The organism is Paenibacillus sp. EC2-1, from assembly GCF_049311625.1.
Taxonomy (GTDB): Bacteria; Bacillota; Bacilli; order Paenibacillales; family Paenibacillaceae; genus Paenibacillus_AQ.
The window spans coordinates 3062154-3075863 of the sequence record NZ_CP186006.1; the positions used below are offsets into that span (position 1 = coordinate 3062154).

At 40.6% G+C, this 13710-nt stretch carries 13 protein-coding genes and 1 riboswitch; of the genes, 5 read left to right on the forward strand and 8 right to left on the reverse strand.

Translation table 11 applies throughout. The features are described 5' to 3' along the window. Nucleotides 1–102: 102 nt before the first annotated feature. Nucleotides 103–780: a VOC family protein gene (locus ACK8P5_RS14350; protein WP_422656960.1), complete on the reverse strand. Its 678-nt coding sequence runs from the start codon at nt 778–780 to the stop codon at nt 103–105. A 229-nt stretch (nt 781–1009) separates the two neighbouring features. Beyond that, entirely contained in the window at nt 1010–3229 is a 2220-nt protein-coding gene (locus tag ACK8P5_RS14355; protein WP_422656961.1) for a stalk domain-containing protein, read from the reverse strand. A 214-nt stretch (nt 3230–3443) separates the two neighbouring features. On the opposite strand from ACK8P5_RS14355, the gene ACK8P5_RS14360 reads away from it, so the two are divergent. The 3 genes from ACK8P5_RS14360 to ACK8P5_RS14370 all read left to right on the forward strand — a co-directional run bounded on the left by ACK8P5_RS14360 (nt 3444) and on the right by ACK8P5_RS14370 (nt 6335). After that, complete coding sequence (locus ACK8P5_RS14360) at nt 3444–4133, forward strand: cupin domain-containing protein (protein ID WP_422656962.1); 690 nt, start codon at nt 3444–3446, stop codon at nt 4131–4133. Between the two features lie 142 nt (nt 4134–4275). After that, nucleotides 4276–5055: an arylamine N-acetyltransferase family protein gene (locus tag ACK8P5_RS14365; RefSeq protein WP_422656963.1), complete on the forward strand. Its 780-nt coding sequence runs from the start codon at nt 4276–4278 to the stop codon at nt 5053–5055. Between the two features lie 86 nt (nt 5056–5141). After that, on the forward strand, nt 5142–6335 hold the full coding sequence (locus tag ACK8P5_RS14370; RefSeq protein WP_422656964.1) for a cytochrome P450 family protein: 1194 nt from the start codon (nt 5142–5144) through the stop codon (nt 6333–6335). A gap of 54 nt (nt 6336–6389) precedes the next feature. On the opposite strand, the gene ACK8P5_RS14375 is transcribed toward ACK8P5_RS14370, so the two are convergent. From ACK8P5_RS14375 to ACK8P5_RS14400, 6 genes are all read right to left on the reverse strand, one after another. Then, a complete protein-coding gene (locus ACK8P5_RS14375) occupies nt 6390–6860 on the reverse strand; it encodes a hypothetical protein (RefSeq protein ID WP_422656965.1) in 471 nt (156 codons plus the stop codon). 36 nt (nt 6861–6896) lie between these two features. After that, the gene (locus ACK8P5_RS14380) at nt 6897–7517 is read right to left on the reverse strand and encodes a DUF5701 family protein (RefSeq protein WP_422656966.1); all 621 of its coding nucleotides are present in this window, start codon (nt 7515–7517) and stop codon (nt 6897–6899) included. Nucleotides 7518–7769: 252 nt separating this feature from the next. After that, nucleotides 7770–8351, reverse strand: coding sequence for a histidine phosphatase family protein (locus ACK8P5_RS14385; protein ID WP_422656967.1), 582 nt, complete (start codon nt 8349–8351; stop codon nt 7770–7772). Between the two features lie 156 nt (nt 8352–8507). Further along, on the reverse strand, nt 8508–9668 hold the full coding sequence (gene purT / locus ACK8P5_RS14390; protein ID WP_422656968.1) for a phosphoribosylglycinamide formyltransferase 2: 1161 nt from the start codon (nt 9666–9668) through the stop codon (nt 8508–8510). Between the two features lie 75 nt (nt 9669–9743). Continuing rightward, nucleotides 9744–9823: riboswitch (ZMP/ZTP riboswitch) on the reverse strand. A 106-nt stretch (nt 9824–9929) separates the two neighbouring features. Then, entirely contained in the window at nt 9930–10649 is a 720-nt protein-coding gene (locus ACK8P5_RS14395) for a YebC/PmpR family DNA-binding transcriptional regulator (protein ID WP_422656969.1), read from the reverse strand. A 150-nt stretch (nt 10650–10799) separates the two neighbouring features. Further along, nucleotides 10800–12011, reverse strand: coding sequence for an MFS transporter (locus ACK8P5_RS14400; protein WP_422656970.1), 1212 nt, complete (start codon nt 12009–12011; stop codon nt 10800–10802). A 323-nt stretch (nt 12012–12334) separates the two neighbouring features. Between ACK8P5_RS14400 and infC the strand changes: the two genes are divergently transcribed. After that, entirely contained in the window at nt 12335–12808 is a 474-nt protein-coding gene (infC, locus tag ACK8P5_RS14405; RefSeq protein ID WP_422656971.1) for a translation initiation factor IF-3, read from the forward strand. A 158-nt stretch (nt 12809–12966) separates the two neighbouring features. Continuing rightward, nucleotides 12967–13704 carry a spermidine synthase gene (locus ACK8P5_RS14410; RefSeq protein ID WP_422656972.1) on the forward strand — a complete coding sequence of 246 codons (738 nt, stop codon included), beginning with the start codon at nt 12967–12969 and terminating at the stop codon, nt 13702–13704. The last annotated feature ends 6 nt before the right edge of the window (nt 13705–13710 follow it).

A 13710-nucleotide genomic window follows, 5' to 3' on the forward strand; every position in this document is an offset into this window, starting at 1 on the left:
GGAGGAATGATTCGTACGCGTAGCGTCTAACAATAGGAAAAAGAAGCTATACCGCAAGATCTTGGATCTTTTGGGATAGCTCCTATCCTGTTTAATACATTATTATTTCAAGTTCGATATTTCATAAAGACCGCTTTGAAGAACGATTCTACCGAGATTCGTCCCTTCCATAGTAACTTTGGTTTCGAATATCCCAGGTGTGCTTCCATCAGGAAACCATAGCCGCTGCTTATCCACCACTATCAATAACCCCTCTGCGTCGCCAAGTGCTGCGAATTGCACTCCGTCCCCACTCCAAAGTTCAAGTCCAAAGTTATCTTTCAGATCTTGTGCGGCCTGCGAAACGTTATCGGAAGGAAGACCAATCTCACTGATCCGAAGCAAATGCTGTGGTCCGAAAACTTCATTCGTCGAATTGTTTAGTGTATGATGAGCTATGAATTCGACCAGATTACCATCTGGATCGTAGAAATACATCGCTGTTGCATTCCAATTCTCGAATATGAACTCATTCTGTCCATCCTTGGAGAATAGTGAAATCCCCCGTCCATTTAACCACTGCTTCGCTTCTGAATATTTATTGGTAGGAATCGTAAATGCAATATGATAATGCGTTTGTTCATTCATTGAAGCTTTGCAAAAAGTGAACCTCGTACTGCCCGCCTGAAAAGATATTTTTAGAGGTTGATCTTCTAACACATCCAGCCCAAGAAGCGTACCGTAAAAACCTTTGATCTCTTCCAATTGATGTGATCTTAATATGACTTCAGATAATTTCATACGGTTTCCTCCTGTTGTAATATTTCTCTTTCTTTTCTCATTATAGATGAAGATCAGAGACTTGTCCGATCGATTGTGGGAATTCTGCTACAGCCCATCTCTCATCAGAATCGGATATGAAAATAAAATAAAAAGCTGTCCCAGAGTAGAAAAGATCTACTATTGGGACAGCTTCCATAATTCGCTTACCATCTGTTAATTCATTTCCAGGCGAGTATTTATTTCTTTTCTATTTCTTAGGCAATGGAGTGAACAACAGGTTAACAGGCAAATTACTTCCTGGTGCAGCTGTCAGTAAAATCTCAACCTTTTGCTCGTAGTCGCCAGTTCGATACAAGACCGCCATTTCATCTGGCTTAACTTGACCTGCAGAGTAAATCGGCGTAATTGCACCGTTCACCATTGCATAACCGGAATACTTACCACCACGCGGATTAAACGAAACAAGTGTGTTCGGTGCAACACGATCTAAAGTGATTTTGTACAGCACTCCAAAGTTTCCTGTGTTCGAAGCTACTTCTCCGTACATTGGGTCCATACCTGCCAAATTCGGATCATCAATATTATCTCCCAGAGCGAGACGTTGTGCTACATTCCCTACCTGCTCCATATAACGGATCACACGCGTCGAATTTGGGTATGTTCCACGGTTGTGGACCCCATCTCGATCCAGTAAAGGCAGCTGATCAAGCACAGCTAACGGATCTGATTTCTCATCAATCATAATCACATCAAACTTCAATGGAGAATCACTATATAAGTCAGAGAATAAAGAGATAACATCCCCTTTCTTCATTCTCGTCTTGCTTAGCTCCAGCATCACCAGTTTACGTTCACCCGGCTTCAGTGTTATTGTTGATTGCTTGGAACCATCCTGCATGGATTGGAAATAGTTAAGAACTGATTTTTTACCTGCTGCAGTAGCTATGTATGAAGGCCCTGCAAAACCTAAATAATCCGTTCGCAGCGTTGCATCTGTTTCATTAATATTTGTTGCTACAACATACATCTTCACATTCTTCTCAAGATTGTTAACGTGGTGAATCATAAACCGCATATCACCGGCAACCGTTTCACGATAGACTACACCTTCTGCATTCACGGTTTCTGGGCTGTTACTACGTACCAATGTGCTTGTTTCATCTTCAAATGCATAACTGATCTTGGGTCTGGAAGGAACAGATCCGCTATCAAATGTGAACTTCTCCCCTTCGGGAATAAAGAGCATATTAAAGTCATTTTCACTATAAAGTGTTTCATTCGTAATGTTGATCATGGTTTCATATGAAGCCGTTAACCCTTTGTTATCTGTTACGGTTAATTTGATCGTTTTAGGTCCTGGTGTGAAAAAAGCATACGCTCTGTTCTCCCATTGATGGTTCGTAATCGTGCCATCATCATAACTTTCATCGGTGATCTCAATTAACTCACCCATCTTGTATTCAACCTTATCCGTTGTAAATGAAGCGACTGGAGGTTGATTCGGCTGAACGACCGTTATGGTCTGAGAGTAAGGTTCACTCCAAGTACCGCTTGCATCTTGAACAGAATAAGTAACTATGTATTCTCCTGCCGTATCATAAATATCTTGCTTACCTTCCCACCGTTCATCCACAATCTCTAGACCAATCGGCGACTCTGTTTCTGTTTTAAAGGTAACCAAAGTTTCGCCCGCCAAAATCTCTTTTTGCTGAACCGTAAATTTAGCTACCGGTTTGGTTTCCAGGGTCATAATCACCCGCTTTCCAACGTTATCTGCTTTGTATGGGATATTAAGAGCTTGAGTGATGGCTGTTAATGGAACCATAAAAGTGCTTTTAGTCTGAAAAGAAGTTCCTTTCATGGTTTTCGTAACACCATTTACCGTATAATTGCTGCTGTCCGTTTTGAAACGAAGTTCGTTACTTCCTTTAATAATAACTGTTTCTTTTGTTTTCTTATCATAAGTCACTTTGAACCCAACACGGTCTACGAGTGCACGAATTGGAACATAAGATACACCTTTCTTAACTTGCATAGGCTGAGGTGAGTTATAGACTTTTCCACCGTGTTCCATCTTAGTGCTGTTGAAGTAAAGAATAAGTTCATTCATGTTAACTGGTTTCACTGGCGTTACTGGATCTGGTTTCGAAGGAATTGCTTCCTCTTCTGTCGCTCCCTCACTCGTTGTTGGAGGCGTCGTATCTGAAACGTCTTCTTTATTACCTTCCGTTGCTGTGGAAGATGTTTCTGCTGTTTTTGGTGTCTCCTCAGTAACTTCTGTTGGTTGAGATTTCGTATCTACAGCTTTTTTAGTTTCTTCTGTTGTTTGAGGAGTAGCTTTTGGTACTTCTTGAACAACCTTCTCTTGTGGTACTTCTGTGTTAACTGCTTCCGCTCCGACAGGTATAGCTATAGCAACTTGCGATAATGCTAGAACCGTTACAATCGATAATTTCTTTAGTTTCATTCTCTGACTCCTTCTATCTCTAGTTTTGTTTACCATTTCGTCATATTATTAAACGTCAAAGATAGGAAATAGTTTCTATAATCAGTTAATAAATCTCCAATCGTGTCAATTTATCGAACTTTTTAAAATGAGTGACGTTTGATAAGGATGAACATAAAATGCTTTATCCAGGGTCAAACACCTATTTCTCTTCAAAGGAAGGCGGACATAAAGAATGAACTCCTATATGGATTTTACTTCACCAAATGTACAGTACTCCTACGATTTAAGTCAGAATCAGTTTTTTAAAAAGGATGATCAGAACTACATCAATGCTCTTTCCATTAAACAATTAAATACATTAGGCAATGTATCATTATTAGATATTTTTCTTAGTAAATCTAATGTTGTTGAACCTCATACGCACCAAAATGCATCAGAACTTGTGTATTGTATATCAGGGGCAGCTATCGTATCCTTAATTAATCCATTTACTAAGACACTAATTAATATCCCAATTCAACCCGGCCAAGTAGCGAATGTCCCCCAGGGTTGGTGGCACTATGAGATTGCGACCGTAGATCATACACATCTCTTGGCCATCTTTGATGCTCCTGTTCCCGAATTTATACCAGGCTCGGATGTCTTACGCTTAACCCCTGCAAGTATCCTTGCACATACGTACTGTTTAAATGAACAAAGTGTACAAGAAGCCTTCGCTCCTATTCAGGAAACTGTCGTTATTGGACCACCCAATACATGCAAGCCTTCACATCGGCAACCATCAAATCCAGATCATTATCAAGGGCAACAGAACATATATCAGCAAAATAACAATTACCACGCACCGACCTGTCCTTACCATTCCACAAATACAGAGCAGCGGCCTCAACAATATATTGGTAACGGATGGCAGCATAGATAAATAAATAGATGAATTAGAAGGGCGTCTTTCAGTTAGCTGATGGATGCCCTATTCTATTCGCCTTTCAATTAATCTTCGTTGTCGTAATTTTTATGATATAACCATATATATACTAAACAGAAATGTGGTGCTCATTGAACATATGGATATCCAACCGAATGTACAACAATACTTGAAGCGAATCGGTTACAACGGCCCTTTGAACCCAAACATAGAAGTACTCTCGCAATTACAAGAACTTCATGTTCACACCGTTCCCTATGAGAACCTTGATATACTAGGCGGCATTCCTATTTCTCTCGACATACCACACCTATTTAATAAAATCGTGACTAAACAGCGCGGAGGTTTCTGTTTTGAACTGAATGCGTTGTTTGGATGGCTATTGCAAGAGCTTGGCTTTAATGTTACGCATTATTTTGGACGTTTCTGGCGGGGAGAAACGAATACGCCTTCTAAACGTAGACATCACATTTTACATATTGAAATCGATAACCGACGTTTCATCGCCGACGTAGGCGCCGGAGCATCCCCTCGGCAACCGTTTGAATTAATTGAAAATATAGAGCATATACAAGGAGATGAGATCTATTTAGTTCAAAAATCGGCTCCATATGGTTGGATGTTATACGAACGAAAACATGGAGAACTAGACCCCATTTATTCCTTTACGGAGGAGCCCAATTTGCCACAAGATTATGAAACGACTTCTTATTGGTGTCAGTATTCTCCTGAATCCGTATTTAATAAAGGAGCCAAGGTTTATATACGTACCAAAGACGGCCGTAATACGGTAGATGACCAAGAATTTCGGATTTTTACATCTGGACAAGTCCACATCTTCTCACCATCAACACCTGAAGAGTACGCTCAGGCTCTTATAGAACATTTCGGCATCAAGCTTCCTTTCGAGTTGAAATAATCTGATTATTCTACTTACCATCCTATTTATGGAGAAGCTTTTATCTTATAATGGAAATGGTTGTAATGCGAGAGGAGATCATGTCTATGAATACTAACGATGTCATGAGTAATTTGTTTTCGAAGGAGTTCACAGATAATCCTTATCCGATTTACGACAACTTAAGAAAGAACGACCCATTACTCAAAATGAGGTTTCCCGATGGTAACGTTGGTTGGCTGGTCAGTAGTTATGAAGATGCTGAAACGGTTTTAAAGGACCCACGCTTCATTAAGGATATTACAAAAATTTATGGCGAAGAATCAGCAAGTGTATTTTCAAGTAACATGTTATTCTCCGATCCACCTGATCACAAGCGGCTGCGTTTACTGATGCAGAAAAGCTTTACTCCTCAGTTAATCGCAGGCATGAGAGATCATATTCAGGATATTGCTGATGATCTGCTCGATGCAGTATCCTCACAAGATCATATGAATCTGATTGATGATTACGCCTTCTTATTGCCAATCATCGTCATTAGTGAATTGCTAGGCGTCCCGCTTGAAGATCGAGATAAATTCAGAATCTGGTCGAATTCTATCATTGATACTTCCAATCAGGATACTAGTGAAGAAATTGTCATTCAGCATATGGACGAATTCGTTAAGTATCTTGGAGAATGGTTCTCAAAAGTACGTGAAAATCCAGGGAATGACTTGATCAGTCAGTTGCTTCTTGCTGAAGAACAAGATGATCGTCTAAGTGAGCAGGAGTTGTACGGAGTCGTTATTCTGATGATCATTGCAGGCCATGAGACGACCGTAAATTTAATTGGCAATGGCGTATTAGCCCTACTTGAACATCCAGAACAACGTAAGTTACTTCAAGATCAGCCTGAACTGATTCATGGCGCGATTGAAGAGATGCTAAGATTTAACGGCCCGGTTGAATTTAGTACTTCTCGCTGGGCAAGTGAAGATTTCGAGTTTAGAGGGGTGCAGATGACTCGGGGGGATTTGGTCATTGTTTCGCTTAATTCCGCTAATCGTGATCCTCGGCAGTTTAATGATCCTGACATTTTCAATATTACTCGAGAGAAAAGCCAGCATCTCGCGTTCGGAAAGGGTATTCACTTATGTCTAGGTGCACCACTTGCTCGTCTAGAAGCAGAAATTGCTATCAACACCTTATTACAGCGTTTTCCGAACATCCAGCTTCGAGACAACATACAAGATCTTGAGTGGAGACCTGGCATGCTAGTTCGAGGTGTGAAGGAACTTCCGTTATCTCTCAACAATTAAGAATACATGTGTAAACTAATTCTTCTAGCTCATAAAAAGAACGCCGCACTCCAACTACAGAGTGCGGCTTTTCATAATTTCAGCGCAATGATCGAGTAAGTAACAGAACGTTCGGTTATGACCAATGAAGAATGATGATACATCATATCGATTTCGATCAGACTCATAAGTGAGTAGAGCACGATGTTTCATCACATCCCGTATGATCCAGGTAAATCGTTCAGCAGCTTCTCCATCCAAGAAAGTGACATAGGCATATAACGAATGCTCTATAGGTTCATCTAATGGACTCACACCGGCACACGAAAATTCAGTCTGAACTCCGATCTGGTTGAGCTTATATAGGGCCGAATAGATCTCAACATCCACCTCGACCCCATTAAACATTGTAGTTCTTTTCGGATGTTTACGTATTTTAGGTGCACGATCCCATTCTTTGAGTTCTCTCTTCCGGCGTCTCCAATATTCTTCGGTGTGTGAGCTAAGAAGCACTTCACCCGTTGTATCTACCTGATCATTAATCATGTGAAATCTTCCCTCTCGTTATTAACCGTTATATTATTATATTCCTGCTCTTGATGCACAGGATGCGGAGCCCAACCATGTATGTGGATTACCTGCCCAACACCAGCCAAGCTTAGGTTTCCCTTCGCTAATCCACAAAGCTGTTACCCTCTTATCTCCACACCGTGATCCAAGCAGAGAGAATCCTTTATTTTTCATTAACATATCCGGATAATGCGTTATAACCGCAACTCCCTCTTCCAGTGTCAATGGGGAGCGATTCTCGTTAATGATTATTTTAATAGAATCGTTGGGCGTAATATTACGAGTGGACTCCCCAGTATCGATATCCAAGACCAGATAAGCCATCCCATTCGGTAATTGAATGCCCTCAATCGGCTTGAATCTTTCAACCTCTTCTGCTTCCATCACGCTAAAGCCCTTTTTATTATTTCGCTCTACGAGCCCCATCGCTAATTCCCCATTCACCCAATCCCCCTTGATGACAATCACAAAGGGAATACGTTCTTCTGATTCTTCCAAAGTATTAGAGGCATCGATGACAGCTCGAAGTGGTTCTAATCTCTTCTTGAACCCTTCAGCTTCAAGACCTATTAGAGCAGGATATCCTTTATTTATTAAATTCTCAACTTGACGGTCAAATTCTTTATTCAACATATATTGCGTATCCCTTCTTTCCATAGAACAGCTCTAGGTAGCATAGGTCATATGTCGAAGGACTACCATTCGAGCTCAATTAATTGTACTATTTCATCTTACAACATTCATGCTAATTGTAAACTTGATGAAGTAAATCATTGATGTTATCCATGTAATGTCGTAATAGTTTAGAAGGGACTTTAATGTAAATTATAAGTGGATTGATCGTTTGTGCATCCAATTGTTGAAAATCTAGGATGATCTTTCGGATCAACAATCCCATAACCTTTGAACTGATATTAACTGTTTATCTTCGAATTCAACTTCATAAATATCTGGTTTTGAAGTCTGTTGCCAGAAGTTGAATCCGTAATTCGAGTCGAAGTAATTCATAATAATCGTCATGATATTACCATGTGTGCCAATGACCATTCTCTTCCCTTGGTAATCCGATAGTAATTTAAAGATGACAGGCATAGCCCTCTCCTGAGCTTGTCTAGTTGTCTCTCCTTCAGGCATACAATAATCTTTATCCGTAAATGACCGTTCGATAGCCTTAATTAACTCCTCTTCAGATATTGCTTCATTTAGGGTAGCGATAGGCCTTTCAATAAGCTCATTGTACAAAATGATGTCTTTATGTAGCAGCTCAGCAAGTGGTAAAACCGTTTCTCTAGCCCGATGGTGGGAACTGGAGACAATAACATCAATCCGCTTATCTTCTAACAAGGTTGCCACTCTTTGCGCATCTGCTTGCCCTTGCTCATTAAGTCTTGCTCCGCCTGATGTTTTCTCTTGTTCTAATGAAAATGGAGCGATGCCGTGCCTGACAAAATAAATTGTCGTTTTCATTTGACCACCCTCTCCTAAATCCCCAATATTATATTTATTTTCCATGAATAGATGATCAATGTAAAGATCGAAAAAAGCCGTGGATCAGCTATTCTATACAGCTAACACACGGCCCTTATACTTTTTTAATTCTAATATCGTTAGATGAAATATGAATTAAGCCTCTTCTACAGCAAGCCCATCAAGTGCTTGCTTGGCAAGAATACGTGCTTCTTCAACCGTATCAGCCGTGGATAACGCAACGGCCATTCTCCGACCCAATTTACTCACAGGCTTACCAAATATACGTACCTGGGTGTTTGAAACAGATAGTGCTTTCTCCACACCGGTAATTTGATAATTCTCCAATTCCTTATCTGCTTTCAATGGGCGACTGGCACCCGGTAATAATTGAACAATTTCCGGAATAGGATAGCCTAGAATTGCACGAACATGAAGAGCAAACTCGGATAGATTTTGAGTGACTAGGGTTACTAATCCTGTATCATGCGGGCGAGGGGAAACTTCGCTAAAATACACTTTATCTTCTGTTAAGAATAATTCAACACCAAACAGACCATATCCGCCCAATTCATCCGTAATCGTTCTAGCAATATGCTTAGCTTCTTCAAGTTGTTCATCAGTCATATGATGTGGTTGCCATGATTCAATGTAATCTCCGCTCTCTTGAACATGCCCAATAGGTGCACAGTAGCTCGTTCCATTCACGCTGCGGACCGTTAAAAGTGTAATTTCAGATTCAAAACGGATGAACTCTTCAATGATGACCCGACCATTCTGAACCCGTCCTCCCTCCATGGCAATGCTCCAACATTTCTCGATGTCCTTCTCCTCACGGCAAACGCTTTGTCCTTTACCTGACGAGCTCATTAGTGGCTTAATGACACAGGGATAGCCCATCTCATGGACCGCTTGAACAAATTCTTCATATGTATCCGCAAATTTATAACCTGCTGTTGGCAGACTAAGCTTCTCTGAAGCTAGTCGTCTAATCCCCTCACGATCCATCGTCAGTTTAGCTGCCCTTGCGGTAGGAATAACCCGATGGCCTTCCTCCTCAAGTTTCAACAATTCAGAAGTCGCTAAAGCCTCAATTTCTGGAACGATTAGATCCGGATTTTCCAGTTCAATAATTTCACGTAATTTCTGTTCATCTAGCATATCGATCACATAGCTGCGGTTCGCTACCTGCATAGCAGGTGCATGTTCGTAACGGTCAACGGCAACCGTCTCCACCCCTAATCGCTGCGCTTCAATAATGACTTCCTTCCCCAGCTCACCAGAGCCGAGTAATAACATTTTTTTAGACTGTAACATTGGCTATCCCTCACTTTTTCGGATTGATCTACAATAAAATGTAGATAAAAAAGAGGCAAGGAGAAAGAAACTCCTTACCTCTGCCCAGGCGTACGGCACTGCCAACAATGTGCTCCCTCATGGTTGCCCATGTTCCGCCAGTTACACATTAGCATTTCAATTGTCATGTAAATCATACTGAAATAATCGTCTATTTGCAAATAGATTCAACAAAAAAAGCCGCTATATAGCGACTTTTTTTGTATGTATGACCCAAAAGGGTTACTCTTCAGAGTCAACATTATGGAATACTTGCTGAACATCCTCTAAATCCTCAAGTGCGTCAATCAGTTTCTCAAACTGTGGCATTGCGTCTTCCGGAAGCTCGACATAATTTTGTGGAAGCATCGTTAATTCAGCAACCGTAAATTCTGTAATACCAACATTTTTGAACGCTTCTTGAACCTCGTGGAATTGATCTGGTTCCGCATATACAATAACAGAATCTTCTTCTTCCATGATATCACGAACCTCAACATCAGCTTCCATCAGCAATTCGAATACCTCGTCCAATGTTTTGCCTTTTACACCTATTACAGCAGTCGCATCAAACATATATGCTACCGATCCGCTCACGCCCATGTTTCCGCCGTTCTTGTTAAAGGCAGAACGCACATCAGAAGCTGTACGGTTTACGTTATTCGTCAATGTATCAACAATAACCATTGCCCCGTTAGGTCCAAATCCTTCATAACGAAGCTCCGTATACGTTTCTTCTGAACTTCCTTTTGCTTTATCCATAGCACGATCGATTATTGCTTTTGGTACGTTATACGTTTTGGCCCGTTCAAGAACGACTTTCAAAGCACGGTTTGATTCGGGATCCGGCTCGCCTTTTTTGGCTGCTACATAGATTTCAACTCCAAATTTCGCATAAATACGACTTGTATTTGCATCCTTTGAAGCTTTCTTTTCTTTGATATTATTCCATTTACGACCCATGATGTTCCCGCTTTCTTTATAAATTTTACTTTCCTATTATAGCATCATACTCGGTTATGAAAAAACTACTGATCTGAAACATTTTGTTTACCATCACCACACATATATTATAGTTGTTCAGTTTCTACATATACAAATATGTTAATCTCGTTACCTTCGACTAAGCACTGCCTGCTCATGTACCCGTTCGGTATTTTTAAATAGTGGAGCCAGCACAATGGAACCTATAATAAACAGTATTCCACTTGCGCTAAACACGATGAATAAGGAAGACTGTTCTTTAAGGAACCCTGAAAATGACATACCTAGAACCATCATCCCCATAAAAATAGGTGTAATCGCTCCTCCAACTCTTCCTATATAAGCGGTCTCCGTATTTTTCATAATAAGTGTTTGAATCCCCACTTGAATGCATGGGTAGAAAAATCCACTGATCATCTGAAGTATTATCGTCACCCACACGACGCTCGATGCCCCAATACCTACTGTGACAATTGCACTTACAACAAGACCGAGTGCAAGCATAAGTTGAGGTTTCATTTTGGCAGCTAAACTCATAATGACTGCTCCGCCTACTAGCATAGCGCCACCATTTGCCATAAGAAGCCACTGTAAGAACTCTTTATCCCTTCCTAACTTCTCGATCGTGATAAATAGCATCAAAGGCTGAATCATTCCAACCGCGAGCCCGCTTGCAGCAAATGAAACACTTAATGTTCTCAAAGATACATTATTCCAAAGATATTGAAGCCCCTCTTTCATCTCACCCATAAAGCTGCTTTTCTCTCTAGTTACTCCCTGCTGATCACGTGGAAGTCTGGTCAGAATAAGTGCGGACACAAAAAACATAAGAGCTGTCAAACCAAGAGAAACCTCTATTCCATAATTCAGGAAAATAAATGTACCGATTACAGGACCAAGTACCATGAAAATAGCCATTAATGATTGAGATAGTGCCATAACACCTTGAACCTGGTCACTGGGTACATGCTCTTTATAGAACCTCATAGCCGACGGCTGCCAAAATTGAGACAAGCTAGATGAAATCAAAGTCCCCAAGAGCAGCGTGTACCATCCACCAAAATTCAATGCGAGCATCACGGCAACGACAGATAGTCCCGAAAGTATATCACACCATACCATCGTCCTTTTAGGCTTCCAACGATCTGCAAATGTCCCTCCTATAATAGCAAAGATAAAGATTGGGGCATATTCTACCACCGAAATAAGAGATACATATAAGGGGTCGTTATTCGTGAGGTTTGTAACATATAACAAAATCGCAAAATTTCGTATCCATATGCCAAGCTGGAGAAACACACTCGAGAGCATGATGGTTTGCACATAACGATTCTTCAACATACTTGATCAATCCTTTTCTTTAAATTGGACTTGCTACAACATTCTGGGCTTCCTGATGTCCATATATTGCTCGTGTCATCTTGCGTAACCTCCTCGTTCAAGTCTGTAGTCATTATATGGTGCTAATTAATGAAAAGCAACGCTTTTTTGGTTATTTTTATAAACAATTTAAGTTTATATCTATTATAAAATAAACAATTATATAAATTGTTTATTTATTAAAAGTTCTATGGGTTTGATTATATATGCTCAATGAATTTGATCTAATCTCAGTCGGAGGGTAAGATATATACACAATAAAGAACGAGAGGCCTGATGAAAACATGATAAAAAATGAGAAGATTAAAGCACTTGAAGTTGAGCTGACGGGTGTCAACGGAGAAGCTCTGGGGATCGTCCCTACGGAGCAAGCGCTTGAAATGGCTCGTAAAATGAAAGTAGATCTAGTCTGCACATCTTTATTTAGCAGTCCTCCACCTTGTCGCCTAGTGGCTTCCGGAGCAATTAAAGAAGAGCGCCAACAAGCACGCAAGAAAGAACAACCCGCGAAAACAAAAGAGATCCGACTTACACCGAATATCGAGGAACATGATTATGAAACAAAGAGAAATCAAGCTGAGAAGCTGCTTCGTGCAGGAAATTCCGTATCACTCGTTGTCCGGATCCAGGGGAAAGAAGGAGCAAAAGCTAAAACTCTCCTTGAAGAACTCATACAAGACTTGAAAGACGTTGGGCAGAAGAAGACAGGTATTCAAGTAAGCGGTAAACAAGCAATGGTTGAGCTTGAAGCCAAGTAGTTTTTCCTATTTCTTAAGTTTCTTCACGTGGTGAAAGATCGTCATGACTGCAGACAAAAGGGCAGCCTACTAGTCTTTCGACCTTAGAGACTGCCCCTCTATAGAACGGGATACACTACGTAAACATATTCTAGAGATACTTCCTGGAGGCCAAACTATTGCACGTACAACTGAAAGAACAGAACAACCATCCAGAAATCACCGTCATGGATACGCAAGAATTATATGGAGAGAAGGGGAATTTTCGAGTATTACAGTTCTCGAATGAAGCCATTCAAGGAGCACTCGACTTGGATCAACCTAAGCGTATACTATTCGAATATCCTAGAGCGATTATCCATCTAGTCGAATGGAACGATCCAACTTTTGAAGATATATTCATTATCGGCCATGGGATTGGGACCTTACCAGGTTATTTCTCGGATAAACGCTGTAAAGTAGCAGAACTCAGTGCTCCGATCGTTCATCTTAGTCGCCAATATTTTGGCTATAATCAGGATAATATTATCATTGGCGATGGACGTGCCATACTCGAGAGCGAACAGAACGAGGGTCTAGATTATATCGTCGTTGACGCTTTTACGGATAAAGGGACACCTCATCATCTTGTGTCATGGGAATTCTTCCGAACTGCATCAGAAAAGCTTGATGAACAAGGTTCAATTATCCTAAATCTTATAGGGAGAAGTGAGAACGACTCTTTCATTCATGCCATCCATACCACAGCTTGCGATATTTTTCCTTATGTAAGATCCTTTTCCCTTCCTGTTCAGGATTCTACTGATACCCAAAATATACTGATCATGGCCAGCAAATCCCCAATTATGTTTCAATCTAAACACCTAGCGGGATTCACAGAGGTACAATTCAGTGAAGGATATATCATTTGGGACTAAGTCTCA

Coding starts and splice junctions, on each gene's coding strand:
- ACK8P5_RS14350 (WP_422656960.1), bottom strand. CDS start 780: ATGAAATTATCTGAAGTCATATTAAGATCACATCAATTGGAAGAGATC.
- ACK8P5_RS14355 (WP_422656961.1), bottom strand. CDS start 3,229: ATGAAACTAAAGAAATTATCGATTGTAACGGTTCTAGCATTATCGCAA.
- ACK8P5_RS14360 (WP_422656962.1), top strand. CDS start 3,444: ATGAACTCCTATATGGATTTTACTTCACCAAATGTACAGTACTCCTAC.
- ACK8P5_RS14365 (WP_422656963.1), top strand. CDS start 4,276: ATGGATATCCAACCGAATGTACAACAATACTTGAAGCGAATCGGTTAC.
- ACK8P5_RS14370 (WP_422656964.1), top strand. CDS start 5,142: ATGAATACTAACGATGTCATGAGTAATTTGTTTTCGAAGGAGTTCACA.
- ACK8P5_RS14375 (WP_422656965.1), bottom strand. CDS start 6,860: ATGATTAATGATCAGGTAGATACAACGGGTGAAGTGCTTCTTAGCTCA.
- ACK8P5_RS14380 (WP_422656966.1), bottom strand. CDS start 7,517: ATGTTGAATAAAGAATTTGACCGTCAAGTTGAGAATTTAATAAATAAA.
- ACK8P5_RS14385 (WP_422656967.1), bottom strand. CDS start 8,351: ATGAAAACGACAATTTATTTTGTCAGGCACGGCATCGCTCCATTTTCA.
- purT (WP_422656968.1), bottom strand. CDS start 9,668: ATGTTACAGTCTAAAAAAATGTTATTACTCGGCTCTGGTGAGCTGGGG.
- ACK8P5_RS14395 (WP_422656969.1), bottom strand. CDS start 10,649: ATGGGTCGTAAATGGAATAATATCAAAGAAAAGAAAGCTTCAAAGGAT.
- ACK8P5_RS14400 (WP_422656970.1), bottom strand. CDS start 12,011: ATGTTGAAGAATCGTTATGTGCAAACCATCATGCTCTCGAGTGTGTTT.
- infC (WP_422656971.1), top strand. CDS start 12,335: ATGATAAAAAATGAGAAGATTAAAGCACTTGAAGTTGAGCTGACGGGT.